23 protein-coding genes, 1 other RNA gene and 1 riboswitch are annotated in these 22,737 nt (G+C 65.2%); of the genes, 10 read left to right on the forward strand and 14 right to left on the reverse strand.

What is annotated here, in order from left to right:
- Nucleotides 1–9: 9 nt before the first annotated feature.
- The 4 genes from cobT to OKW45_RS28920 are packed head-to-tail and all read right to left on the reverse strand — an operon-like array spanning nucleotide 10 to nucleotide 4,995.
- Complete coding sequence (gene cobT / locus OKW45_RS28905; RefSeq protein ID WP_429472536.1) at nucleotides 10–1,071, reverse strand: nicotinate-nucleotide--dimethylbenzimidazole phosphoribosyltransferase; 1,062 nt, start codon at nucleotides 1,069–1,071, stop codon at nucleotides 10–12.
- A 34-nt stretch (nucleotides 1,072–1,105) separates the two neighbouring features.
- Nucleotides 1,106–1,948, reverse strand: a complete 843-nt coding sequence (locus OKW45_RS28910) for an ABC transporter ATP-binding protein (RefSeq protein ID WP_429473383.1) — start codon at nucleotides 1,946–1,948, stop codon at nucleotides 1,106–1,108.
- Nucleotides 1,945–3,009, reverse strand: a complete 1,065-nt coding sequence (locus OKW45_RS28915; RefSeq protein WP_429472538.1) for a FecCD family ABC transporter permease — start codon at nucleotides 3,007–3,009, stop codon at nucleotides 1,945–1,947. Before OKW45_RS28915 ends, OKW45_RS28910 begins: the two co-directional genes overlap by 4 nt.
- Before the next feature lie 39 nt (nucleotides 3,010–3,048).
- On the reverse strand, nucleotides 3,049–4,995 hold the full coding sequence (locus tag OKW45_RS28920; protein ID WP_429472540.1) for a TonB-dependent receptor domain-containing protein: 1,947 nt from the start codon (nucleotides 4,993–4,995) through the stop codon (nucleotides 3,049–3,051).
- A gap of 90 nt (nucleotides 4,996–5,085) precedes the next feature.
- A riboswitch (cobalamin riboswitch) is annotated at nucleotides 5,086–5,350 on the reverse strand.
- 220 nt (nucleotides 5,351–5,570) lie between these two features.
- Between OKW45_RS28920 and OKW45_RS28925 the strand changes: the two genes are divergently transcribed.
- The 5 genes from OKW45_RS28925 to OKW45_RS28945 all read left to right on the forward strand — a co-directional run bounded on the left by OKW45_RS28925 (nucleotide 5,571) and on the right by OKW45_RS28945 (nucleotide 8,060).
- Complete coding sequence (locus OKW45_RS28925) at nucleotides 5,571–5,930, forward strand: ATPase (RefSeq protein WP_429472542.1); 360 nt, start codon at nucleotides 5,571–5,573, stop codon at nucleotides 5,928–5,930.
- Nucleotides 5,927–6,241: a cell division protein ZapA gene (locus OKW45_RS28930; RefSeq protein WP_018419691.1), complete on the forward strand. Its 315-nt coding sequence runs from the start codon at nucleotides 5,927–5,929 to the stop codon at nucleotides 6,239–6,241. The genes OKW45_RS28925 and OKW45_RS28930 overlap by 4 nt, the downstream gene beginning before the upstream one ends.
- A 66-nt stretch (nucleotides 6,242–6,307) precedes the next feature.
- A non-coding RNA gene (gene ssrS / locus OKW45_RS28935) (6S RNA) lies at nucleotides 6,308–6,489 on the forward strand.
- 141 nt (nucleotides 6,490–6,630) lie between these two features.
- Nucleotides 6,631–7,089 carry an EVE domain-containing protein gene (locus tag OKW45_RS28940; protein WP_429472544.1) on the forward strand — a complete coding sequence of 153 codons (459 nt, stop codon included), beginning with the start codon at nucleotides 6,631–6,633 and terminating at the stop codon, nucleotides 7,087–7,089.
- A gap of 245 nt (nucleotides 7,090–7,334) precedes the next feature.
- On the forward strand, nucleotides 7,335–8,060 hold the full coding sequence (locus OKW45_RS28945; RefSeq protein ID WP_429472546.1) for an SIMPL domain-containing protein: 726 nt from the start codon (nucleotides 7,335–7,337) through the stop codon (nucleotides 8,058–8,060).
- Between the two features lie 53 nt (nucleotides 8,061–8,113).
- Here OKW45_RS28945 and lgt read toward each other — a convergent pair whose 3' ends face one another.
- Complete coding sequence (gene lgt / locus OKW45_RS28950; RefSeq protein ID WP_429472548.1) at nucleotides 8,114–9,019, reverse strand: prolipoprotein diacylglyceryl transferase; 906 nt, start codon at nucleotides 9,017–9,019, stop codon at nucleotides 8,114–8,116.
- Nucleotides 9,020–9,079: 60 nt separating this feature from the next.
- The gene (locus OKW45_RS28955) at nucleotides 9,080–10,066 is read right to left on the reverse strand and encodes a LysR family transcriptional regulator (RefSeq protein WP_429472550.1); all 987 of its coding nucleotides are present in this window, start codon (nucleotides 10,064–10,066) and stop codon (nucleotides 9,080–9,082) included.
- Between the two features lie 156 nt (nucleotides 10,067–10,222).
- Here OKW45_RS28955 and ilvD point away from each other — a divergent pair, with 156 nt between their 5' ends.
- The gene (gene ilvD, locus OKW45_RS28960; RefSeq protein WP_018419686.1) at nucleotides 10,223–11,896 is read left to right on the forward strand and encodes a dihydroxy-acid dehydratase; all 1,674 of its coding nucleotides are present in this window, start codon (nucleotides 10,223–10,225) and stop codon (nucleotides 11,894–11,896) included.
- Between the two features lie 147 nt (nucleotides 11,897–12,043).
- Nucleotides 12,044–12,382 carry a c-type cytochrome gene (locus tag OKW45_RS28965; protein WP_026225642.1) on the forward strand — a complete coding sequence of 113 codons (339 nt, stop codon included), beginning with the start codon at nucleotides 12,044–12,046 and terminating at the stop codon, nucleotides 12,380–12,382.
- A 24-nt stretch (nucleotides 12,383–12,406) separates the two neighbouring features.
- On the opposite strand, the gene OKW45_RS28970 is transcribed toward OKW45_RS28965, so the two are convergent.
- The 3 genes from OKW45_RS28970 to OKW45_RS28980 form a co-directional block, all read right to left on the reverse strand.
- Nucleotides 12,407–13,225: a DUF2486 family protein gene (locus tag OKW45_RS28970; RefSeq protein WP_429472552.1), complete on the reverse strand. Its 819-nt coding sequence runs from the start codon at nucleotides 13,223–13,225 to the stop codon at nucleotides 12,407–12,409.
- Between the two features lie 84 nt (nucleotides 13,226–13,309).
- Complete coding sequence (locus OKW45_RS28975; protein WP_018419682.1) at nucleotides 13,310–13,726, reverse strand: DNA polymerase III subunit chi; 417 nt, start codon at nucleotides 13,724–13,726, stop codon at nucleotides 13,310–13,312.
- A 52-nt stretch (nucleotides 13,727–13,778) separates the two neighbouring features.
- Entirely contained in the window at nucleotides 13,779–15,290 is a 1,512-nt protein-coding gene (locus OKW45_RS28980; RefSeq protein WP_429472554.1) for a leucyl aminopeptidase, read from the reverse strand.
- 137 nt (nucleotides 15,291–15,427) lie between these two features.
- On the opposite strand from OKW45_RS28980, the gene lptF reads away from it, so the two are divergent.
- The 3 genes from lptF to OKW45_RS28995 are packed head-to-tail and all read left to right on the forward strand — an operon-like array spanning nucleotide 15,428 to nucleotide 18,096.
- Nucleotides 15,428–16,525 carry an LPS export ABC transporter permease LptF gene (gene lptF / locus OKW45_RS28985; protein WP_429472556.1) on the forward strand — a complete coding sequence of 366 codons (1,098 nt, stop codon included), beginning with the start codon at nucleotides 15,428–15,430 and terminating at the stop codon, nucleotides 16,523–16,525.
- Between the two features lie 3 nt (nucleotides 16,526–16,528).
- The gene (gene lptG, locus OKW45_RS28990) at nucleotides 16,529–17,677 is read left to right on the forward strand and encodes an LPS export ABC transporter permease LptG (protein WP_018419679.1); all 1,149 of its coding nucleotides are present in this window, start codon (nucleotides 16,529–16,531) and stop codon (nucleotides 17,675–17,677) included.
- 38 nt (nucleotides 17,678–17,715) lie between these two features.
- The gene (locus OKW45_RS28995) at nucleotides 17,716–18,096 is read left to right on the forward strand and encodes a sirohydrochlorin chelatase (protein ID WP_018419678.1); all 381 of its coding nucleotides are present in this window, start codon (nucleotides 17,716–17,718) and stop codon (nucleotides 18,094–18,096) included.
- 57 nt (nucleotides 18,097–18,153) lie between these two features.
- On the opposite strand, the gene cobA is transcribed toward OKW45_RS28995, so the two are convergent.
- The 5 genes from cobA to OKW45_RS29020 all read right to left on the reverse strand — a co-directional run bounded on the left by cobA (nucleotide 18,154) and on the right by OKW45_RS29020 (nucleotide 22,726).
- Nucleotides 18,154–18,909 carry a uroporphyrinogen-III C-methyltransferase gene (gene cobA / locus OKW45_RS29000; RefSeq protein WP_018419677.1) on the reverse strand — a complete coding sequence of 252 codons (756 nt, stop codon included), beginning with the start codon at nucleotides 18,907–18,909 and terminating at the stop codon, nucleotides 18,154–18,156.
- A gap of 86 nt (nucleotides 18,910–18,995) precedes the next feature.
- A complete protein-coding gene (locus tag OKW45_RS29005) occupies nucleotides 18,996–20,312 on the reverse strand; it encodes a sulfate adenylyltransferase subunit 1 (RefSeq protein WP_018419676.1) in 1,317 nt (438 codons plus the stop codon).
- Nucleotides 20,313–20,377: 65 nt separating this feature from the next.
- On the reverse strand, nucleotides 20,378–21,340 hold the full coding sequence (cysD, locus tag OKW45_RS29010) for a sulfate adenylyltransferase subunit CysD (RefSeq protein ID WP_429472558.1): 963 nt from the start codon (nucleotides 21,338–21,340) through the stop codon (nucleotides 20,378–20,380).
- Nucleotides 21,341–21,440: 100 nt separating this feature from the next.
- A complete protein-coding gene (locus OKW45_RS29015) occupies nucleotides 21,441–22,187 on the reverse strand; it encodes a phosphoadenylyl-sulfate reductase (protein ID WP_429472560.1) in 747 nt (248 codons plus the stop codon).
- Complete coding sequence (locus tag OKW45_RS29020; protein ID WP_429472562.1) at nucleotides 22,184–22,726, reverse strand: DUF934 domain-containing protein; 543 nt, start codon at nucleotides 22,724–22,726, stop codon at nucleotides 22,184–22,186. Before OKW45_RS29020 ends, OKW45_RS29015 begins: the two co-directional genes overlap by 4 nt.
- Nucleotides 22,727–22,737 lie beyond the last annotated feature (11 nt).

Below are 22,737 nucleotides of genomic sequence, written 5' to 3' on the forward strand. Positions count from 1 at the left end.
TCACGCGCTTCACGGTTCGCGATCGGCGACGCTCGCCGAATCAAAGCTGGCCATCTCGTTGACGAAGGCCACCGCCGCGCGCAGCAACGGCACCGCGAGCGCGGCGCCCGTGCCTTCGCCGAGCCGCAGGTCGAGCGACAGCAGCGGCTGCGCGCCGAAATGATCGAGCATGCGCCGATGCCCGGCCTCGTTCGACGCATGCGCGAACACGCAGTACTCGCGTACCTCGGGCGAGAACGCATCGGCAACCAGCAGCGCGGACGTCGCGATGAAGCCATCGACGAGGATGGTCATGCGCGCCTCGGCGGCCGCCAGATACGCGCCCGCCATCATCGCGATTTCGAAGCCGCCGAAGGTCGCGAGCACGTCGAGCGGCGCGCGTGCATCCGCATGGCGCGCGAGCGCCGCCGCGAGCACGTTGCGCTTCTTCGCGAGTCCGGCGTTGTCGAGACCGGTGCCGCGGCCGACGCAGTCGTCGATCGGCACACCGCACAGGCGGCTCATCAGACACGCGGCCGCCGAGGTGTTCGCGATGCCCATCTCGCCGAAGCCGATCACGTTCGTGCCGAGCGCCGCGTGATGACGCACACGCGCGGCGCCCGCCTGCATCGCGGCGAGCGCTTCGGCGTGCGTCATCGCGGCTTCGTGTGCGAAGTTGCGCGTGCCGGGGCCGACCGGGATGTCGACGAGTCCGTCCGTGGACGGCAGCGGCGTCGCGATGCCCGCGTTGACCACTTCGAGTTCGAGACCCGCGACGCGACTGAGCGCGTTGATCGCCGCGCCGCCAGCGATGAAGTTCGCGACCATCTGCGCGGTCACCGCTTGCGGATACGGGCTCACGCCTTCGGCGGCGATGCCATGATCGCCCGCGAAAACGATCATCGCGGCACGCTGCACGGTGGGACGCGTACTGCGTTGGATCAGGCCCATCTGGCGCGCCAGCGTTTCGAGCCGGCCGAGGCTGCCGGGCGGTTTGGTGCGCGTATCGATGATCCGTTGCAGCTCGGCGCGCAGCGTTTGATCGAGCGGGGCGACTTCGGGCAAACCGGTCAGGAGTGGGATGCGAGTCATAGGTAGGATCGAAACAAGGAATAGGAGTAAATAATCAGCCTGACTGTGCGTCATGACCGGCAGGCGATTCGTGACGCGCGCGCGGCGCGGGAATCAGCGCCTCGTGCTCGCCGTCGCGAATCAGAATCAGCGGATAGCCGAACGCGCGGCTCGTCAACGCGGGCGTCAGCACGTCGCGCACCGGGCCCGCATACGCGCCGCCCGCGCCGTCGAGCAGCAACGCATGCGTCGCGAAGCGGCGTGCAAGGTTCAGGTCGTGGCAGGAGAACAGCACGCTGCGGCGCGGTTCGCGTGTCCATGCGACGAGCGCTTCGAGGCAGTCGATCTGATAATGCAGGTCGAGGTGCGACAACGGTTCGTCGAGCAGCAACAGCGGCGCGTCCTGGCACAGCACTGCCGCGAGGGCAACGCGCTGACGCTCGCCGCCCGATAGCGTCAGCACGTCGCGCACCGCGAAGTCCGCGAGGCCGAGCCGTTCGAGCGCCGCCCGCGCGGCCGCGCGATCCTCGTCGCGCTCCCAGCCCCAGCCGCCCAGATGCGGGAAGCGGTTTAGCAGCACGATGTCGAGCACGCTTGCGTTGAACGCATCGGCCGCGCTTTGCGGCATCAACGCGCGGCGCCGTGCGAGCGGCAGCGGCTGCCAGTCGGCCACGCGCACGCCATCGAGTTCGACATGGCCCGCCGCCGGATGCAACAGGCCCGCCAGCGTCGACAGCAAGGTCGTCTTGCCCGCGCCGTTCGGCCCGGCGATGCACCAGATTTCGCCCGCATGGAACGTGTGCGTGAACGCGTCGAGCAAAGTGCGCGCGCCGGCGCGCAACGTCAGGCGCTGCGTGCTCAGCATGGAAGGGGAGGGGCTGGGTTCGGCTCGCATCATCGGCGGCGTTTGAGAAGCATCCACAGGAACACCGGCACGCCGACCAGCGACGTGATCACGCCGACCGGCAATTGCGCGGGCGCGATCACGGTACGCGCGATCAGATCCGCGCCCATCACCGCGACACCGCCGCCGAGCGCGGCCGCCGGCAGCAGCATGCGCTGATCGTTGCCGAACGCGAGCCGCAGCATGTGCGGCACGACGAGACCGACGAAGCCGATCGTGCCCGCGGTCGTCACCGCCGCGGCTGCCGCCAGCGACGCGACCAGGTACACACGCAAACGCAGCGGCATCACCGCGACGCCCAACGCCTGCGCGGCCGCGTCGCCGCGCAGCAACACGTTCAGACGCGGCGCGGCCGGCACGATCGCAAGCAACACGAGCGCGAGCGCGATCAGCGCGGTCCACGGCAGCGCGCCGCCGCTGAGGTCGCCGGTGAGCCAGAACAGCATGCCGCGCAGACGGCTGTCGGGCGCGAGATTGAGCAGCAGCGTGATCAGCGCGCCCCACCCGGCCGCGATCACCGCGCCGGTCAATAGCAAACGGGGCGACGTGTCTTGCGGCTCGCCGCGCCATAGCTCACGACGCGCGAGGCCGAGCACCAGCAGGATCGACACGAACGAACCCGCGAACGCGCTCGCATCGACGATCCACCATGCGCCGCCCGCGATCATCGCGACGAGCGCGAACGTGGCCGCGCCGCCCGACACGCCGAGCACGTACGGCTCGGCAAGCGGATTGCGCAGCAGCACCTGCAGCAGCGCGCCGGCGAGCGCGAGCAACGCGCCGCACGCGAAGCCCGCGAGCGCGCGCGGCAAACGCAACGTGCGCACGATTTCGCCGGCGAGATCGTCTCTGCCCGTGCCGCCGAACGTGTGCGTCGGCACGAGCGCCGCAAGCACGCGCGACGGCGCGAGCGGCACGCTGCCGAGCACCAGCGAGGCGCCGAGCACCGCGATGGCGGCGAGCGCGAGGCCGAGCCAGATCGCGGCCGCGCGTTTCGCGTTCATCGGGCGCGGCGTCGCCATCGCGGCGCACAGCGCAGCGGACGCGCGACTCATCCGCGTGCGCTCACGCATGCGACCACCCCGGCGCGCGCGTCACTGCTGCTGCCAGCCGAGCGTGACATACGCACCGCGTCGCGGCGAGTTATACGAGTAGGCCGTTTCATAATCCTTGTTGAACAGATTGTCGATTTGCGCACTGACGTACCACGCTTTGGTGACGTTGTAGCGCGCCGACAGATTCACGATGCCATAACCGCCGAGGTTGCCGGTGCTATCGGTACGCGGACCGCTGACAATCCACTCGCCGCCAACCCGCCATCCACCGATGCTGCGATTCACCGCGAATGACCCGAACCGACGCGCGCGCCGCACGAGGTCGGTACCGTTGTCGAGATCGACCGGGTTCTGCAGCGTCACCGTTGCGCGCACGTCGGTCTTGCCGACATGACCGCTCCACGATCCTTCGAGTCCCTGCACCTTCGCATGGCCGACGTTCTCCGCGAGGTAGATGCCAGGGATCGTCTGCACGTAGTCAATCAGATTCGTATAGCGCGTCTGGAATGCATTCAGACGCATCACGCCGAGCGCATCGGTCGCGTACTGCAAACCGGCTTCGACCGAATGACTGCGCTCGGGCTGGATCGACGGGTTGCCGCTGATCGGATAGTACAGATCGTCGAAGCTCGGCGCGCGGAACGCATCCGAATAGCTTGCGGTTACCTTCCAGCGCGACGTGATGTCGAATCCGTAGCCGAGATAGTAACTGTTCGCTCCACCGAAATCCGAGTACTGGTCGCGTCGCACGTTGGCCTGTATCTGGTTGCGGCCGAAGCGCGCGCTGTAGCCCGCGAAGACCGAATCGACGTGACGGTCGGGCGCGGCGAACGTGTCGGAGTCGAGCGTCTGGTCGAGATGCTCGTAGCCGAATTGCAGCTTCTGGTTCGCGGCGAACGCGAAATCGTTCTGCCACGTGTACTGGCGATTGTCGGTATCGAAGCGGCCGTTGTAGATGCCATTGGTGTTCGACACGCTGCGGTCGTCGCCCTCGGCGACCGTGAAGTGGGTGGTCCACCAGTCGGTCAGCTTGCCGTTCGCGAATACCGACACCTGACGCACCTTGCTATAGAGATTGTTCAGATCGGTGGGCTCGCCGTATGCATTGTCGTAGCTGTTGTCGTTGTTCGACTGGAAGTAGCTGACGCCCGCGTCCCACCTGTCGGTGAACTTGTGACGCAGCGACGCGCTGATGCTCTCGTTCAGATTGCCGTTCGCGTTCGGATTCGCGGCCGGCGCCTCGAGCGGATTGAGCGACGAAAAGCCGTCGTCCTTCGTGCGCGCGAGCGAGATGTTGAAGGTCGTGCGCCCGTCCTGATCGAGCGCGCCGTTCACGCCGGCCGTTTGCGTCTGCGTGTGATAGCTCCCGTAGCCGACCGAAAAATTGAAACGCGGCGGATGATCACCGCCGTCTTTCGTGAACACCTGCACGACGCCGCCGATCGCGCCCGAGCCATACAACGCCGACACGTTGCCGTTCACCACTTCGACGTGATCGACCTGATCGAGTGGAATCTGCGCGAGCTGAGCGGAGCCGAGGCTCACCGAATCGACGCGCACGCCGTCGATCAGCAGCAGCGATTGCGTCGACGATGCGCCGCGCAGAAAGAGGCTCGTGGTCGAACCAGGGCCACCCGTGCGCGAGATTTGCGCGCCTGGCGCGAGTTGCAGCAGGCCGGGCAGATCGGTCGCGGTCGTGTCGGCGATGTCCTGCTGATCGAACTGCGTGGTCTGCGGAATCGCATCGCGCAACGCTTGCGGTCCGCGTTGCGCGGTCACGACGATCGGCGACAGCACGTTGCCCGACGCATCGGCGGAGGCGGCATTGGCAGCGATTGCAGCGTTTGCGGCGGTGGCATCCGTGGCGGACGATGAAGACGAATGCGGCGTCGCGGATGCGGACGCAGGCTCGGCGCTTTGCGCATGCACGACGAGCGGCAGGCTCGCGAACGCGAGCAGCGTTGCGCGGGCGATGGGGGACAGCATGGGATGACATTCCTGTGGATAGCGTGCGCGGCCTGCTTCCCCGCGGGCCGACGCGTCACGAGGCGTCCCCTTGTTCAACGTTTTCGCGGGGGACGTCCCTCTTTTCTGGCCGGTATCCGGGCTACGACACATCGATCCCGCCTTCCCACGCGTGACGCGCAGTGGCACACTCGCACGTTGAACTTCCAACCTTGCGATCAGGACCGACCTGCATGAGCACATCACATGCGGTCGCTTACCGTTGCGGGGGCAGCGCAGGTTCGCGCATCCGGTTTTGGCACCGCGCGCGCCCTGCTTCCCGTTTAACTGCGCGCGCCGAGAAGCGCGCGCGGGCACCAGAGTGCGGGAAGTTTACGAGCGGCCTCGCGGGGCGTCAAGAAAGGTCAACCGGAGCGCAATCGGTTCTGTTGAATGCAGGTTATTGTCCGATGGATTACCGGTTTTTTACCTTATGGTCGACGACACGACACGCAACGAACCGGCACGAAGCGATGCTGTTACGTCTCGAAACGAGACAATTGTCGGAACCTGTAATATTCCGCGCTAAAATGCGATGTCTTTAGAGGACGCAGCACATGCTCACCGAACTCGAATCACTCTCCCAGAACATCGGCAAGCTGATTGCGATCAGCCAGCGCCACAACGAAGCGCGGCTCGCGCTCGAAGAGCAGCTCGCACAAACGCGTGCCGAAGTACAAGCCACGCATGCGGAACTCGTGCAATTGCGCGAAGAGCGCGACGCGCTGCAGGCGGAACGCGACGCGCTGTCCGCCAAGATCGACGACGCTCAGGTGCGCCTGAATGCGATTCTCGAAAAATTGCCGCGCGCACGCGCGAGCAGCGAACCGGATAACCAGCTCGATCTGCTCGAGTCCGCCCAGCCCGAACACGAGGAAGCGGAAAGCGACGTGAGCCGACACGGAGAAAGCGCATGACCACCAAGCAGATCGAGGTATCGATTCTCGAAGTACCCTATCGTCTCGCCTGTTCGCCGGAAACGGAAGGCGCGCTGCTCGAGGCGGTCGCGCGCGTCGACGCCGAGATGAAGAAAATTCGCAGCGGCAGCAACGTGCGCGGCACCGATCGCATCGCGGTGATGGCGGCGCTGTCGCTGGCATCGGAACTGCTTAAGCTGCAAAGCAGCGTGCGGCACGGAGAAGCATTTCCCGCTGAAGAAATCCGGCGTACAATGCAGCAAATGAACGAACAGCTAGGTACTGTGATCGAGCAGTACAGCTTGCAGTAAGCAGTAATGGGCCGGTTTCGAACCGGTCACGTGTTCAACGGTATGTGTTGTAGCTTCATCGGTTTAGCTTCCCTGCCTGGTTCGCCAAGGTCATATATTCCTTGAACCAATGCCATGTGCACGGTTGCGGAAATTTGTAGCACGGGTGTGCGCGTCACTCAGTCTGATGTACCCGAAGTGTTGCTAACTGCGACCAATTCTGAACCCTCGGTTCAGGATGCCGGCCTAGCGGCTAAGGCGGGGACCTTATCTGGAACGGCATCGGACTTCGGTTCGATGCCGTTTTTGTTTGGTCGTCGTTTTTTCGTTTGAGCGCCTTTTTCAGGGGCTTTTCCGTACGCGCCTGCTGTTGTTGCGCTTCGTTCAATCTCACACGCTCACTCCGATTCATGCGCTACTGGCTGATGAAGTCCGAACCGGACGAAGCAAGCATCGACGACCTCGCCAACGCACCGCATCGCACCTTGCCGTGGACCGGCGTACGCAACTATCAGGCGCGCAACTTCATGCGCGACGTGATGCAGGTCGGCGACGGCGTGCTCTTCTATCATTCGAGCTGTCCGGAGCCCGGCATCGCGGGCATCGCGGAGGTCTCGTCGACCGCGTATCCGGACCCTACGCAGTTCGATAAAAAGAGTCCGTACTACGACGCGAAATCGTCGCCGGAAACGCCGCGCTGGATGCTCGTCGACGTCGTGTTCAAGAAGAAAATCGCGCTGATTCCGCTTGCCGCGCTGCGCGAGCATGCCGAATTGCAGGACATGCGCGTGCTCGCCAAAGGCAACCGCCTGTCGATCACGCCGGTGACCGACGCCGAATGGCGCTTCATCACTAATCAGCTGGTTTAAGGGCGAACGCGCGACGCGGCACTTGTCGTGATCGCATCCAGGTCATCGTTTCCGATGCGGCGGCGAAGCACTAATTGGGGAACCAAGCGTCGGTAAAACACGCCTAATCGGTCGACGAAAGCGTGAGCTCGAACTGACCGCTCGACGGCAAGCCGATCCATTCGCCAGCGCATCCGTCAAACCGCGCGCCACCACCCGTCGCTCGCGTCGAACGTGCACAACCTGTTCAAACAAGGATTCCAGTCATGACGACAAAAACCGCACGGTCCCTCGCACTCGCGCTCGCCTTGGGCGCGCCTGTGGCACTCGCACTGAACCCTGCGCCCGCTCGAGCGCAGACCATGATGCCGCAGCCTTCGGGCGTGCTGTCGTTGAATGCGCAGGCGAGCGCGGAAATCCCGCAGGATGAAGTCGAAATCACGCTGTTTTACGAACAGGAAGCGAGCGAGCCGTCGTCGCTGACGTCGACGCTGAACGAACGCGCCGACGCGGCATTGCAGAAAGCGCGCGGCGTCAGCGGCGTGACCGCGCGCTCGGGCGCGTTCTCGATCTTCCCGTCGACGGACCGCGACGGACGCATCTCGACGTGGCGCGGCCGCGCGGAAGTCGTGCTCGAATCGCGCGACTTCGCTGCGGCTTCGAAGCTCGCCGGACAGATGGCATCGATCATGCAGGTTGGCAACGTGCGTTTCTCGCTGTCGCCGGAAGCGCAGCGCGCGGCCGAACAGCGGCTCAGCGGCGAGGCGATCAAATCGTTTCGCGAGCAGGCCGCGGCGTCCTCGCAGGCGTTCGGCTTTAGCGGCTATTCGATCCGCGAGGTCAACGTGAATCACAGCGGCGTGATGCCGCGTCCGGTGATGATGATGAGCGCACGCGCGATGGGCACCGACGCGAAGAGCGCGCCGCTGTCGCTCGAAGGCGGCACGTCGACGGTGACGGTCAACGTGTCGGGGTCGGTGCAGATGAAGTGACGCGCAAGCGCAAGCCCAAACAGAAAACGCTTGCTACGCTGGCCGAGCGCCGCTCAGTTCGCGCCAACCGCCTGCGCCGGCTCGCGACGCCCACGGCGATACGCCCACACCATCAGGCCGATGCCCGCGAGAATCATGGGCAGCGACAGCCATTGACCCATCGACAGCCCCATCGCGAGCAGGCCGAGGAAATCGTCCGGCTCGCGCGCGAATTCGACCGTGAAGCGCGCAAGGCCGTAGCCGATCAGGAACATCGCGGAAATCGCGCCGAGCGGCTTCGGTTTGCGCGAGAAAAAGATCAGCACGAAGAACAGCGCCACGCCTTCGAGCGCGATCTCGTACAGCTCCGACGGATGTCGCGGCAGCATGTGATATTGCGCGAACACTTCGTTCAGATGCCATTGCGCGGCCAGTTGCGGATGCGCGGCGAGCCATGTGGCGTCGTCAGGTGCGGCGCCGGGAAACAGCATCGCCCACGGCGCGGACGGCTCGGTCACGCGGCCCCACAGCTCGCCGTTGATGAAGTTGCCGAGGCGTCCCGCCGCGAGGCCCGTGGGCACCATCGGCGCGACGAAGTCGGTGACTTGCAGCCACGAGCGCTTGCGCTGATAAGCGAACAGCATCATCGCGATCGTCACGCCGAGAAAGCCGCCGTGAAACGACATGCCGCCTTCCCACACCTTGAAGATGTCTAGCGGATGCGCGAAATAAAAGCTCGCCTTGTAGAACAGCACATAGCCGAGCCGGCCGCCGAGGATCGTACCCAGCACGCCGTAGAACAGCATGTCGTCAATATCCTTCGGGGTCCAGCCTTGCGCGGCGACGTACGGCAGCCGCAGCCGCAGTCGGGCGACGACGATCGCCGCGACGAACGCGACGAGGTACATCAAGCCATACCAGCGCACGGCGAGCGGCCCCAGATGGATGGCGACAGGGTCGAAATTGGGGTGAATGAGCATCGTGTGGTTATGGGCAGTTCAGGTTCGAAAGCAGTTTTTACAGGGAATCAGAAGCGGGATCTAGACACGCGACGCGACGCTCGCCGCATGCGCGCGCACGATGTCGATGAAGCCCGCCAGCACCGGGCTGACCTCGTCGGTGCGCCAGACGAGGCCCGTCTCGATCGCGGGCACCGACTCGGACAGCGTCCGGTACACGACGCCCGTGCGCCGCAGGTTACGCAACGATTGCGGCACCAGCGCGACGCCCATGCCGGCCGACACGAGACTCACGATGGTCTGCATCTGGATCGCCTCCTGGCCGATCCGTGGCGCGAGGCCCGCAACGCCGTAGCAATCCATAATGATGTCATAAAAGCCTGGCGCGAGACGCCTTGGGAAGATCACGAGCGGCGCGTCGGCGACATCGCGCAGGCTGACGGGCGCGTCGAGCCATTCGGCGGCGGGGTCTTCAGCAGCGCTGCCCTTGCCGTTTGTGTTCACGCTGCCCCCCAAGCGTTGCGCCATCTCCGTCGACAGCGCGATCACGAGCGGCTCGCGCGCGATCGGCAGCCACGACAGCTGCGCCGCATGCCGCGACGGCAGCGGCGCGATCACCAGACCCGCGTCGATACGCCCGGCCACCAGTTCCTCGACCTGCACGTCGCTGGTCGCCTCGGTCAGTTCGAGCCGCACGCGCGGATGCCGCGCGCCGAAATCGCGCAGCAGCAGCGGCAGCAGGCCGTAATCCGCAGTCGACACGAACGCGAGCGACAGCACGCCCGCCTCGCCGCGCGCGAGGCTCTGCGCGAGCGGCCTGAGCCCTTCCGCGGCCGCGAGCAGCCGCTGCACCTCCGGCAACAGATCGGCGCCGACCGCCGTCAACTCGACCGAGCGCTTGGTGCGCGCAAACAGTTCGACGCCGAGCGTCTCCTCGAGCGCGCGGATCGCCTGCGACAGCGGCGGCTGCGTCATCGACAGACGCGCGGCCGCGCGCCCGAAGTGCTTTTCTTCGGCGACGGTGACGAAATAGCGCAACTGGCGCAGGTCGGGGATCGTGGGCAGCATGATTAATATATTTTACGACCTGAACAACCGCGAATAATACACACGACGCGTGTCACGCAAAACCGCCTGTTTGCACGGTCTGGCGGAACTACACTGAACGGATGCGCGCGCACGCCGCCGCGCGCTTTCATCAGAACAGCCAGACTGGAGCGCCCCATGGCCTACAACCGTCGTTCGAAGAACATCACGCAAGGCATCGCGCGTTCACCGAATCGCTCGATGTACTACGCGCTCGGTTACCAGAAGGAGGATTTCGACAAACCGATGATCGGCGTCGCCAACGGCCACTCGACGATTACGCCGTGCAACGCCGGCCTGCAGCGTCTCGCCGACGCGGCCGTCACCGCGATCAGGCGCGCCGACGCGAACCCGCAGACCTTCGGCACGCCGACGATCTCGGACGGCATGTCGATGGGCACCGAGGGCATGAAGTACTCGCTCGTGTCGCGCGAGGTGATCGCAGATTGCATCGAGACCTGCGTGCAAGGGCAATGGATGGACGGCGTGGTCGTGATCGGCGGCTGCGACAAGAACATGCCGGGCGGCATGATCGGCCTCGCGCGCATGAACGTGCCGGGCATCTACGTGTACGGCGGCACGATCCGGCCTGGCAACTGGAAAGGCACCGATCTGACGATCGTGTCGTCGTTCGAGGCGGTCGGCGAATTCACGGCGGGCCGCATGTCGCAGGAGGATTTCGAGGGCATCGAGAAAAATGCGTGTCCGTCGACCGGTTCGTGCGGCGGCATGTACACGGCCAATACAATGAGCTCGTCGTTCGAGGCGCTCGGCATGTCGCTCATGTATTCGTCGACGATGGCGAATCCCGACCAGGAGAAGGTCGACTCGGCCGCCGAATCGGCGCGTGTGCTCGTCGAAGCCGTCAAGAAGGATCTGAAGCCGCGCGACATCATCACGAAGCAGTCGATCGAAAACGCGGTTGCCTTGATCATGGCGACCGGCGGCTCGACCAACGCGGTGCTGCACTACCTGGCGATCGCGCACGCGGCCGAGATCGAATGGACGATCGAGGACTTCGAGCGCATGCGCAAAAAAGTGCCGGTGATCTGCAACCTGAAGCCGTCGGGCCAGTACGTCGCCACCGATCTGCACAAGGCGGGCGGCATTCCGCAGGTGCTGAAGATCCTGCTCGACGCAGGGCTTCTGCACGGCGATTGCATGACGATCACCGGCAAAACGATCGCCGAGGAGTTGAAGGACGTACCAGCCAAGCCGCGCAGCGATCAGCAGGTGATCTTCCCGATCGACAAGGCGCTCTACGCCGAAGGCCATCTCGCGATCCTGAAGGGCAATCTGGCCGAGGACGGCGCGGTCGCCAAGATCACGGGGCTGAAGAACCCGGTCATCACGGGCCCGGCGCGCGTGTTCGACGACGAGCAGAGCGCGCTCGAAGCGATCCTCGCCGACAAGATCGTCGCCGGCGACGTCGTCGTGCTGCGCTATCTTGGCCCGAAGGGCGGCCCCGGCATGCCGGAAATGCTCGCGCCGACTTCGGCGATCATCGGCAAGGGGCTCGGCGAATCGGTCGGGCTCATCACCGACGGCCGCTTCTCGGGCGGCACCTGGGGCATGGTGGTTGGGCACGTCGCGCCGGAGGCGTTCGTCGGTGGCACGATCGCGCTCGTGCAGGAAGGCGATTCGATCACGATCGACGCGCACCAGCTGCTGCTGCAACTGAACATCGACGATGCCGAGCTGCAGCGCCGCCGCGCCGCATGGCAGGCGCCGAAGCCGCGCTACACCCGCGGCGTGATGGCCAAGTATTTCGCGCTCGCCCAGCCGGCGAATCGGGGGGCGGTGACGGGGTAATGACCGGGGCCGGCGTGGCCCGCCCCGACAGGGATAACCCGCCGCCGCGCTACGCAAAGACGCAAGGGGCGCACGAAAATCCGTGCGCCCCTTTGCTCTTATAATGCGTGGACCACGAGCCGGGCATCTGCACTGGCGGAGACCATAATGACATCGATGTCGTACGCAGCCGTAGCAGCCGCTGTTGCGCTCGCCGCCGCATTGAGCGCCGCCAGTCCCGCAGCCCGTGCCGAAGCAGCCGGGCTCGTGCTCGCCCAGCAGAAGAACTGCATGAGCTGCCACTCGGTCACCCGCCCGTTCATGGGGCCGGCGCTGCACGACGTTGCTATCCGGTATGCGGGACGCGACGACGCCGCGACCTATCTGAAGCACAAGATCCTCGATGGCGGCACCGGCGCATGGGGAACCGTACCGATGCCTGCGAACACGCAACTGACGCCCGATCAGGCGGCCACGCTGGCGGCTTGGGTGCTGACGCTCAAATAACGGCGCTCTCAGGTCACCGCGGCGTCAACGCGAGTGCCGCGCGATTTCTTCTTCCACCGCTTCACGTACCCAATCGGTCATCTCGGCTTCGAGCGTCTGCGCGACCTCGCGGGTGATCTGACTCACGAGCAGACTCGTGTGCTGCTGCACTGCATCGCGGCAGCGCGCCTCGATGATGCCGCGCCCCTCGCCCGTCAGAAATCGCTGGAAGCGTCCGTGCAAACGTGCGGCGAGCGTGTCGGCATCGAGTGTGGGCTGAGCGGGAGCGGCTTCGTGCGCGCCTTCATGGTCGATATCCGGCGGCACGGTCGCGCCGGCTTCGAGCGGTATGAAGGGCTCGGTACGATCGAACACGCCGGGCGACACCTCCACGTCCTCATGCAAGTCATCATGCCCATGTCGCACATGAATGCCGTGATGCGGCCGTGCGTGTTTTCTCGGGTGCGTGTGATCAGCCACGCGCGGCTGATGAAGCTCGGTCTGTGCGAGAGGCTCGTGCTCCGCCGCATGCGCGGCTTCTCGCGTCGGCATCGGCTCCGGCACGAGCACGGGCTCCGGCGAACTCAGTTGCTCGGGCGTGGGCACCGGTTGGGGCGCGAGTACCGGCTCGGGCGCCAGCGTCGGGTCGGCTTGATGCGCGGGCGGTGGCACGAACGCGGGCTCCGTGCGGGAAGCGGGCTCGGGCACCGCCGCCGGTTGCGCGACGGCTGGGGTTGCGGGCTCGGCGCCCGGCTGGGATGCAGGCGCGGCGGCATCGGTCGACGCCTCGCGCGTCTCGCGCGCGCGGCCCGGCACGAGGACCTCGTTCAGGACCGGAATCGAATTGTCGTGGGGATCGGACACGTGCGCTCTCCGTGTTTGAGTCGAAGCCAGGGCAGGCGGTCCGTATGCCGCGTTCCTCGCGGCCATGACGTGCAGCGCAACGAACTAGCCGCCCTGCTTGTAGTTGTTCAAAGCATAGCCGCGATCGCGATAGAAGCGATAGCGCTCGCGGCCCGCAGCGAGTTCCTCGTGTGCGTTACCGACCACTTCGAGCAATCTTTCGAAGCGCGCGAACTGCGCCGGCACCGTTGCGCCCAGATTGAGCAGCACCTGATGATGCGGCACGTCGTCGAGATTCGTGGCCAGCACGACGGGCGTGTCGGCGGCAAGCGGCGTGCCCGCCATGCAATGCGGCACGAAGTCGAGGGGCGAGAAGGTCCACAGCATTTCGTCGAAGGCGCGCAGGCGCGCGGGCTCGGCCAGCACGACGAGCGGCTGGCCCGCCAGATACGCCTTGCGCACGAGGCGGCACGCGTACAGCAGCGAATCGCCGACGTTCGAGTGAAAGTCGATTCTCGTCATCGGCCGCTCCGCCCCGCTTGCCGCGCGCCGTGCGCGCGCTTACCGCACTGCGTCATTGGCCGGCGCGGTCGATCAGGAACTGCGCGAGCAGCGGCACCGGACGGCCCGTCGCGCCCTTCGCGGTGCCGCTCTTCCACGCAGTGCCGGCGATGTCGAGATGCGCCCACGGGTACGAATCCGTGAAACGCGACAGGAAGCATGCGGCCGTCACGCTGCCCGCCGGACGCCCGCCGACGTTAGCGACGTCCGCGAAGTTCGACTTCAGCTGGTCCTGGTACTCGTCGTCGAGCGGCAGGCGCCAGGCCGGGTCGGCCGCTTCGCGCGACGCGTCGAGCAGTTCGCCCGCGAGCGCGTCGTCCTTCGAGAACAGGCCGCTGTTGTGATGGCCGAGCGCGATGATGCAGGCGCCCGTCAGCGTCGCGATGTCGATAACCGCGGCCGGCTTGAAGCGCTCCGCGTAGGTGAGCGCGTCGCACAGAATCAGGCGGCCCTCGGCGTCGGTGTTCAGCACCTCGATCGTGAGGCCCTTCATGCTGGTGACGATGTCGCCCGGCTTGGTGGCCGTGCCCGACGGCATGTTCTCGACGGCCGGAATGATGCCGACCACGTTGATCTTCAGGCCCATCTCTGCGACCGCGCGCAGCGTGCCGAGCACCGAGCCCGCGCCGCACATGTCGTACTTCATCTCGTCCATGCCCTCGCCCGGCTTCAGCGAGATGCCGCCCGTGTCGAACGTGACGCCCTTGCCGACCAGCACGACCGGCGCGGCCTTCGCGGCGGCGCCCTGGTACTGCAGCACGATGAACTGCGCCGGCTCGACCGCGCCCGCGGTGACCGACAGGAACGAGCCCATCTTCAGCGCTTCACACTGTTTCTCGCCGAGCACCTCGACCTTCAGCTTCCAGTCTTTCGCGAGCTTCTTCGCGGTGTTCGCCAGATAGATCGGCGTGCAGACGTTGCTCGGCAGATTGCCGAGCTCGCGCGTCAGGTCCATGCCGTTGGCGAGCGCGGCGCCCTGCTTGGCGGCGAGCTTGGCGGCCTTCTCGTCACCGGTGTTGACGCTGAACACGATGCGCTTCAACGCGCGCGGCGTGTTGTCCTGCTTGCTCTTCATTTGCGTGAAGCGGTAGGTCAGCTCGCGCAGCGCGAGGATCGCGGCGCGCACGCACCAGTCGGCCGTGCGTTCGAGCACCGGCAGTTGCGCGAGCGTGAACGTGACCTGCACGATCTTCGTGCCGAGCAGCGCGCGCCATGCGGCGCGGACCGCCTCGCCGTAGGCTTTCTGACTGAAAGCATCCTGTTTGCCGAGGCCGACGAGCAGCACGCGCGACGCGCCGATGCCCGACACCTCGTGCAGGAACAGCGTGGTACCCGCCTTGCCGTCCATGTCGCCCGCCTTGATGATGCGCGTGAGCAGGCCCTTGGTGGCCGCGTCGATCTCGAGCGCGGCGCCCGACAGCGTTTGCGACTCGAACACACCGATCACGATGCAATCGGATTTCCCGGTCAGGAAACCGTTCGTCGAGCCTTTGGTCCAATCACAGGCTTTTATGCTAAAGTCCATCGCGCTTGTCCTCGGATAAAATCTGGGCTTAGGATGAAAGCCGCAATTATCCGCTATTTTTCCCGCGGCGGCTGCACCGGAGGCGTGACGGGAACGAACCCGAGCGTCGCCGTGAGCGCCCCCTCTCGTCATCAATAATGATTTTCGAACGCTCCCTCCAGCGCGAGCTCGCGTACACGGCTGGCGCCGTGTTCATGGTTCTCCTCACGCTCGTGCTGACGACGATGATGATCCGCATCGTCGGCTTCGCGGCCTCGGGCGAGGTCGACCCGCGCGACGTGCTGGTCCTGATCGGCCTCACCGTGATTGGCTATCTGGCCATCATGCTCGTCGCGACGCTGTTCGTGTCGATCCTGTTCGTGCTCACGCGCTGGTACAAGGACTCCGAGATGGTCGTGTGGCTGTCCTCGGGCGTCAGTCTCACGCAATTCATCAAGCCGATCGGCATTTTCGCCACGCCGATCATCATCCTGATCATGTTCTTCGTGTTCGTCGGCTGGCCGTGGTCGAACCAGCAGAGCAAGCTGATCCGCGCGCGCTTCCAGCAGCGCGACGAAGTCTCGCTGCTCGCGCCGGGGCAGTTCCGCGAATCGCCGAGCACGCACCGCGTGTTCTTCATCGAGAAGATGTCGCCCGACCAGGGGCATGTGGAAAACGTGTTCGTGACGAGCACCGAGGGCGGCAAGGTCAACGTCGTGGTGTCGAAGAACGGCCACATCGAGACGCACAAGAACGGCGACCGCTTCGTCGTGCTGGAAAACGGCCGCCGCTACGACGGCGAACCGGGCCACCCCGATTTCCGCATCATGGAGTTCGAGCGCTACGGCGTGAAGATCCAGAGCCAGCCGGTCGTCAATACGCCGACCACCACCGGCTTGCCGACGCTCACGCTGCTGCGCAATCCCACTAAAGAGAACCTCGCCGAATTCGCGTGGCGCGCGGGTCTTCCGTTGATCGCGATCAACCTGGTGCTGCTCGCCATTCCGCTCGCGCACCAGAACCCGCGGCGCAGCCGCACGATCAACCTCGTGATGGCCGTGTTGATCTACCTCACTTATTCGAATCTGCTGAACGTCGTGCAGGCGTGGATCGAGCAGGGCAAGATGTCGTTCGGCGTCGGGCTCGTGATCCTGCACGTGATCGTGCTCGGGATCGTCGCGTTCATCTTCTGGATGCGGGTGCGCAACCGGCCGCTATTTACGCGCGCCATGTTCAGCCGTTCGCAGGGAGCCTGACCGATGCGCATTTATGAAAGGTATTTCGCGCGTCAGATCTATCTCACGTTCGTCTTCATCCTGTTCGCATTTTCAGGTCTGTTCTTCTTCTTCGACCTGATCAACGAACTGAACTCGGTCGGCCACGGCAACTACAAGTTTCAGTACGCGGTGCTGCGCGTCGCGCTGCAAACGCCGTCGCGTTTCTACGAAATCATTCCGGTCGCGGCGCTGATCAGCGCGATCTACGTGTTCGCGCAGATGGCGGCGAACTCCGAATACACGATCTTCCGCGTATCAGGCCTCGCGACGAATCAGGCGCTGCGCTCGCTGCTGAAGATCGGCATTCCGCTCGTGATCGTCACCTATCTGATCGGCGAAGTGGTCGGCCCGTATACGGATCAGCTGTCCGAGCGCGTGCGGCTCGAGGCGCTCGGCTCGTCGGTGTCGAGCAACTTCCAGTCGGGCGTGTGGGTCAAGGACACGCTGACCGAGCGCGCCGACGGCGAGCAGGTCACGCGCTTCGTCAACGTCGGCGAGCTGAAGCCCGACGCGACGATCAGCAACGTGCGCATCTACGAGTTCGATTCGAAGTTCCGCCTGTCGAACATTCGCATCGCGCAGAGCGGCCGCTATCAGCCGCCGGGCCACTGGCTGCTGACCGGCGTGACCGATACGCAACTGCTCGACGTGGCCCCCGCTCCGGGTACGCCGGCAGATGCGCTCAATCCGGTCTATCGCGCGAAGCAGGTCACGCTGCCCGAGTATTCGCTGCGCTCGGAGCTGACGCCGCAGATCCTGTCGGTGCTGCTGGTGTCGCCGGACCGGATGTCGATGTTCAATCTATTCCGCTATATCCAGCATCTGACCGAAAACCATCAGGACACGCAGCGCTATGAAATCGCGCTGTGGCGCAAGGTGCTGTATCCGTTCGCGGTGTTCGTGATGCTGGTGCTGTCGCTGCCGTTCGCATATTTGCATACGCGCGCGGGCGTGGTCGGCGTGAAGGTGTTCGGCGGCATCATGCTCGGCATGAGCTTCCAGCTGTTCAACACGCTGTTCTCGCATATCGGCACGCTCAATACGTGGCCCGCGCCGTTGACCGCGGCGACACCTGGGCTCGTCTACCTGGTGCTGGGGCTCGTAGGGTTGAAGTGGGTCGACCGGCACTAACGCCAGTGCGTTGAGGGGCATCGTCAGGAGCTGATGCGATGGCTATGCACGGACTGATTCTGTTTGGCCACGGCGCGCGCGATGCGCGCTGGCGGGAGCCGTTCGAGCGGCTCGCCGACAAGCTACGTGCCGCGCGCGCGGCGACGGGCGAAGCTCCTGCGGTTACGCTCGCCTTTCTCGAACTGATGGAACCCGACCTGCCGACGGCCGTCGCGCAACTCGTCACGCAAGGCTGCGATGCGATCACCGTGGTGCCGGTGTTCTTCGGGCAAGGCGGTCATGTCCGCAAGGATTTGCCCGCGATCGTCGATCATTGCCGCGCCGCGCATCCCGGTGTCGAGATTCGCTGCGCGGTGGCGGTCGGCGAGGATGATTCGGTGCTGGATGCGCTCGCGCAGTATTGCCTGCGGCAGCTCTGATTTTTTCGTTCTGGTTGCTCAGATTCGCCGCTCTCGGGTCGGCCCTGCCGAGGATATTCAGGCCGCGACCAGCATCCCATTCGACGAGTGCTTCGCCTCGGTCTGCCGCGCCGCGAACGCCTCGCCGATCATCAACAGACTCGGCTGCGACGCATCGACCCAGCGCTGCGCTTCGCCGGCCGCAAGATCTTCCAATGTCAGCGTCAGCATGCGTTCGCGCGGCGTGCTGCACGCCTCGACGATCGCCACGGGCGTCGTCGCGGGCTTGCCAGCATCGATCAGTTGCTGCGCGATCTCGACGCCGCTGTCGCGGCCCATGTAGAACACCAGCGAATCGGCGTTGACCTGCTCGCGGATCTCATCGGAACCTGGCGCGCGGCTGAACGTCGCGAGCGCGACGCTGCGCGACACGCCGCGCAGCGTCAGCGAACGCTTCAGCGTGGCCGCGCTCGCCAGCGCGGCGGTGATGCCCGGCACGACTTCATACTCGATGCCCGCGGCTTCGAGCGCGCGCATCTCTTCGTCGGCGCGGCCGAACAGCATCGGATCGCCGCCCTTCAAACGCACGACCACGCCGTGCTCCAAAGCCGCATCGACGATCTGCTTGTTGATGAACTGCTGGGCCGTCGATAGCTGGCCGCAGCGCTTGCCGACCGCAATGCGCTTCGCCCGCGTGGGCGCGTAGTCGAGCATCGCCGGCTCGACCAGCGCGTCGTGCAGCACGACGTCGGCGGCGCCGAGCAGCCGCGCGCCGCGCACCGTAATCAGGTCCGCGGCACCGGGTCCCGCACCAATCAGATAAACCTTACCCATTTACATCAACCTGTTCGTTGGAGCGTACGCGGCGGCGCGTTGCGTCGCCTGTGTGGCCCATCCGTCGCCTGCTAGCCTTGCCGTGCTCAGGCGGAAAACGCGCGGATCATGCCGGCGGCGACCGTGTGGTTCGTTGCCTCGTCGATCAGCACGAATGCGCCGGTGCCCTGATGCGAGTCGTACGCGTCGCACACGAGCGGCTTCTGCAAGGTCAGCGCGACACGACCGATGTCGTTCATCGCCAGTTCCTTGCGATCGGTCGCCTGCGACAGCGTATGCACGTCGAGCACTTCCTTGATCGCGCCGATCTTCGCGAACACGGTGCTGGTGGTCTGCTTCAGCAGATACTTACGCTGCGTCGACAGCGGCGCGTCGTCGAACCAGCAGAGGTCCGCTTCGAGCTTCTTCGCCGGCTCCGGTGCCGCTTCGCGCAGCACGAAGGTGTCGCCGCGCGACACGTCGACATCTTCCGCGAGACGGATCGTCACCGTCTGACCGGCGAACGCACGGTCCACCTGTGCGGTGCCGCCGACCACCGGCGCGATGATCTCCGCCACGGTCGCTTCGCGATTGGCCGGCAGCACGACGATCGTGTCGCCGAGCTTCACTTCACCCGATTCAACACGGCCCATGTAGCCGCGGAAATCGTCGGCCTGACTGCCGTCCTGACGCGCAACCCACTGCACCGGGAAGCGCAGCGCCTCGCCGCTCGCGGTTTCGACCGGCAACGCTTCGAGCACGTCGAGCAGCGGCTCGCCCGCGTACCACGGCATGCGCTCGCTCGCCGTGACGATGTTGTCGCCCTTCAGCGCCGACACCGGCACGAAGCGCACATCCTGCAGACCGAGGTGACGCGCGAGCTCGACGTACGCGTCGCGGATCTCGTTGAAGCGTGCTTCGCTGTAGTCGACGAGGTCCATCTTGTTGATCGCGACGATCGCGTGCTGCAGCCCGAGCAGCTTGACGATCGCGCTATGACGCTTGGTTTGCGGCAGCAGTTGCGCGACGCCGTTTTCGAACGTCACGCGCGTCGCGTCGACGAGGATGATCGCCGCATGCGCGGTCGACGCGCCCGTCACCATGTTGCGCGTGTACTGCTCGTGGCCCGGCGTATCGGCGATGATGAACTTACGCTTGGCGGTGGCGAAGTAGCGGTAGGCGACATCGATCGTGATGCCCTGCTCGCGCTCGGCTTCCAGGCCGTCGGTCAGCAGCGACAGATCGATTTCGTCGCCGACCGTGCGCTTGTTTTTCACGCGCGACAGCGCCGAGAGCTGGTCGCTCAATACAGCCTTGCTGTCGTACAACAGGCGGCCGATCAGCGTGCTCTTGCCGTCGTCGACGCTGCCCGCGGTGATGAAACGCAGCACGCCGAGGTCTTCTGGTTGATGAATACTGCTCATGATTTTCCTTGTCCCTCTGTCGGCCGGAGTTAGCGCTTCAGCGCTTACTCCGGTCCCAAGTGTGCTTAGAAATAACCCTGCTTCTTGCGCTGTTCCATTGCCGCTTCCGACACCTGGTCGTCCATCCGCGTCGCGCCGCGTTCCGTAATTTCGGTGACGGCCGTCTCGGCGATGATCTTCTCGAGGTCGTCCGCGTCGCTTTCGACCGGGCAGGTGCAGCTGATGTCGCCGACCGTGCGGAAACGCACGATCGCCTGTTCGCTCGTCTCACCCTCGCGCATCGGCGTGAGCGGCGTGACCGGCACGAGCAGGCCGTTGCGGCGCACGATCTCGCGCTGGTGCGCGTAGTAGATCGACGGCAGTTCGAGCTGTTCACGCGCGATGTACTGCCACACGTCGAGCTCGGTCCAGTTCGAGATCGGGAACACGCGCATGTGTTCGCCGTTGTGCAGACGCGCGTTGTACAGGCTCCACAGTTCCGGGCGCTGCGCCTTCGGGTCCCACTGGCCGAATTCGTCACGGAACGAGAAGATGCGCTCTTTCGCGCGGGCCTTTTCTTCGTCGCGGCGCGCGCCGCCGATCATCGCGGTATAGCCGTATTGCTCGATGGTTTCGAGCAGCGTCACCGCCTGCGCGGCATTGCGCGAATCCGTTTCGCGACGCAGACGCACGGTGCCGCGCTTGATCGAATCTTCAACATGGCCGACCACCAGTTCCGCGCCAATCTGTTGCGCGCGACGATCGCGGAAGTCGATCACTTCGTCGTAGTTGTGGCCCGTGTCGATATGCACGAGCGGGAACGGTAGCTGCGTTTTGCGGTTCGCACCGAGGCCGAACGCCTTCAGTGCGAGCGCGAGCACCACGACGGAATCCTTGCCGCCCGAAAACAGCAGCGCCGGCTTGCTGCATTCGGCGACCAGTTCGCGCAGGATGTGAATCGACTCGGCTTCGAGCCAATCGAGGTGATCCATCCGGTTGACCGTGTTGGCAAGCGGAGCGTTGACAGTGGAATCGAGCGTGGTGCTCATGGCGGGTCCTTCGTTGGTTCGTCCGGCAAGCGCTGCTCGCACGGGCGAAAGTATTCAGATCGGTTTCGGCGTAGTGCGCCGCAAGCTCGGTTCGCGGCGCTCAGGCCGACGCGTTTTCGTTGCGCTCGACCGCAATCGGAGTAATCGCCGTGATGTGCAAGCCGCATTCCTTCGTATCGCGCGACTCCCACCACCAGCGCCCCGCCCGGCTGTCTTCGCCGGGGCGGATCGCACGCGTACACGGCTCGCAGCCGATGCTCGGATAACCGCGCGCATGCAGCGGATTGACCGGCACGTCGAACGCACCAAGATAATCCCAGACTTCGGCTTCGGTCCAGTCCGCGAGCGGATTGAACTTGGCGATGTTGCGCGCGCCGTCGTGCTCTTCCTCGTGCAGCTCGGCACGCGTGACCGACTGCTCGCGACGCTGCCCGGTCACCCAGGCGCTGAGCTCGGCAAGCGCGCGATTGAGCGGCTCGACCTTGCGGATCTCGCAGCAGCGCTTGCGCAGCTCGACGCTTTCGTAGAACGCGTTCAGGCCGTGTTCGCCCACATACTGTTCGACCGCGGCCGGCTGCGGATGAAACTGCTCGATGTCGTAGCCGTAGCGCTCTTTCACGCGATCGAGCATGCCGAGCGTTTCCGCATGCAGACGGCCCGTGTTCAGCGAGAAGATGCCGATCTTCACGCCGCGCGACAGGATCGCGTGCGTGAGCAGCATGTCTTCGGCCGCGAGGCTGCTTGCGAGCTTCACGTTCGCGTGACGCGCCGCGATCGAGTCGAGCAGCGCGTCGAGACGCTCGACCTTCGCTGCCAGCTCCGGGCTCAACGATTGCGCGGTGCTCATGCCGGAACCTTGTCGGCGCCAGCCTGCGCGGCACGGCGGCGGAACAGCGGCGACGTGTCCACGGCGCCCTGGTACTGCACGCTAAAGTCGTCGAACGCTTTCAACGCGTCGTTGATGTCCTTGTCGGCGCGCAGTGCATACGCGTCGAAGCCGCAGCGGAACATGAACGTGATCTGGTCGCGAAGCACGTCGCCGATCGCGCGCAGTTCGCCCTTGTAGCCATAGCGCTCGCGCAGCAGACGGCCGATGCTGTAGCCCCGGCCGTCGCGGAACACCGGGAAGTCCACGGCGATCAGCGCGAGCTTGTCGAAGTCGCCGGCGATATCCGCCGGTTCGCTATCCGGCGCGAGCCACACGCCGAGGTCGGCGGCGCTACGCGCAGCGACGAGCGCTTCACGCTCGGCCTGCCACAGCGCCAGCGGTACGATGACCTTGCCGGCCGGCAGTTCGCTCACTGCCGGCAAAGCGCCGTCTTCCGCGGCACGCACGACGCTCCAGGCGTCGTTGACGATCGCGCGGTTCTTGATGATAGAAGCCATCTGTTCATTAT

Origin of the sequence: Paraburkholderia lebeckiae, assembly GCF_050436225.1 — a bacterium.
Classification (GTDB): domain Bacteria; phylum Pseudomonadota; class Gammaproteobacteria; order Burkholderiales; family Burkholderiaceae; genus Paraburkholderia; species Paraburkholderia tuberum.

Coding starts and splice junctions, on each gene's coding strand:
- lgt (WP_429472548.1), bottom strand. CDS start 9,019: ATGCTCATTCACCCCAATTTCGACCCTGTCGCCATCCATCTGGGGCCG.
- OKW45_RS28925 (WP_429472542.1), top strand. CDS start 5,571: ATGCTCACCGAACTCGAATCACTCTCCCAGAACATCGGCAAGCTGATT.
- OKW45_RS28930 (WP_018419691.1), top strand. CDS start 5,927: ATGACCACCAAGCAGATCGAGGTATCGATTCTCGAAGTACCCTATCGT.
- OKW45_RS28980 (WP_429472554.1), bottom strand. CDS start 15,290: ATGGACTTTAGCATAAAAGCCTGTGATTGGACCAAAGGCTCGACGAAC.
- OKW45_RS28945 (WP_429472546.1), top strand. CDS start 7,335: ATGACGACAAAAACCGCACGGTCCCTCGCACTCGCGCTCGCCTTGGGC.
- OKW45_RS28975 (WP_018419682.1), bottom strand. CDS start 13,726: ATGACGAGAATCGACTTTCACTCGAACGTCGGCGATTCGCTGCTGTAC.
- OKW45_RS28965 (WP_026225642.1), top strand. CDS start 12,044: ATGACATCGATGTCGTACGCAGCCGTAGCAGCCGCTGTTGCGCTCGCC.
- OKW45_RS29020 (WP_429472562.1), bottom strand. CDS start 22,726: ATGGCTTCTATCATCAAGAACCGCGCGATCGTCAACGACGCCTGGAGC.
- cobA (WP_018419677.1), bottom strand. CDS start 18,909: ATGGGTAAGGTTTATCTGATTGGTGCGGGACCCGGTGCCGCGGACCTG.
- OKW45_RS28910 (WP_429473383.1), bottom strand. CDS start 1,948: ATGATGCGAGCCGAACCCAGCCCCTCCCCTTCCATGCTGAGCACGCAG.
- ilvD (WP_018419686.1), top strand. CDS start 10,223: ATGGCCTACAACCGTCGTTCGAAGAACATCACGCAAGGCATCGCGCGT.
- OKW45_RS28920 (WP_429472540.1), bottom strand. CDS start 4,995: ATGCTGTCCCCCATCGCCCGCGCAACGCTGCTCGCGTTCGCGAGCCTG.
- OKW45_RS29015 (WP_429472560.1), bottom strand. CDS start 22,187: ATGAGCACCGCGCAATCGTTGAGCCCGGAGCTGGCAGCGAAGGTCGAG.
- OKW45_RS28955 (WP_429472550.1), bottom strand. CDS start 10,066: ATGCTGCCCACGATCCCCGACCTGCGCCAGTTGCGCTATTTCGTCACC.
- OKW45_RS28915 (WP_429472538.1), bottom strand. CDS start 3,009: ATGAGTCGCGCGTCCGCTGCGCTGTGCGCCGCGATGGCGACGCCGCGC.
- lptG (WP_018419679.1), top strand. CDS start 16,529: ATGCGCATTTATGAAAGGTATTTCGCGCGTCAGATCTATCTCACGTTC.
- cysD (WP_429472558.1), bottom strand. CDS start 21,340: ATGAGCACCACGCTCGATTCCACTGTCAACGCTCCGCTTGCCAACACG.
- OKW45_RS28940 (WP_429472544.1), top strand. CDS start 6,631: ATGCGCTACTGGCTGATGAAGTCCGAACCGGACGAAGCAAGCATCGAC.
- cobT (WP_429472536.1), bottom strand. CDS start 1,071: ATGACTCGCATCCCACTCCTGACCGGTTTGCCCGAAGTCGCCCCGCTC.
- lptF (WP_429472556.1), top strand. CDS start 15,428: ATGATTTTCGAACGCTCCCTCCAGCGCGAGCTCGCGTACACGGCTGGC.
- OKW45_RS28995 (WP_018419678.1), top strand. CDS start 17,716: ATGGCTATGCACGGACTGATTCTGTTTGGCCACGGCGCGCGCGATGCG.
- OKW45_RS29005 (WP_018419676.1), bottom strand. CDS start 20,312: ATGAGCAGTATTCATCAACCAGAAGACCTCGGCGTGCTGCGTTTCATC.